Annotated in this window: 1 pseudogene; it reads left to right on the top strand. The window is 65.4% G+C overall.

Annotated elements, in window-relative coordinates:
• Positions 1-305, top strand: a pseudogene (locus G6028_RS07650) (MBL fold metallo-hydrolase); the annotation flags it as partial.
• Positions 306-312: the final 7 nt, after the last annotated feature.

The raw sequence follows: 312 nt of genomic DNA, 5'->3' as shown, positions 1-312 counted from the left end.
GCATCTCCCTGGACAACTGGCAGCCGGAGCTGTCCCGGATCCCGGGCGTGCGGCGCTACCACGAGAAGTTCGGCCGGGAGATCTGCCCCAACGCCAACACCCTCGAGGACTCGCTGGACCAGTACGACTCCATGATCAAGGAGAAGACCATGGCGGACCGGTGTCCCGGTGACCCGCGCTGGTTGCAGATCCTGCCCTCCACCGAACTGGTCTCGTGGAAGCGTTTCTGGCCCGTGGTGCCCACCTACTGCCACGGCGGCCTCTCCTACGGTCGGATCCGGTCCGGACTGAGAAGCGAGAAGTGACGACGAC

The organism is Dietzia cercidiphylli (assembly GCF_014145145.1).
GTDB lineage: Bacteria > Actinomycetota > Actinomycetes > Mycobacteriales > Mycobacteriaceae > Dietzia > Dietzia natronolimnaea.
Note: the sequence above shows the minus strand (reverse complement) of the source record. Positions and strands in the feature narration are given on the sequence as shown.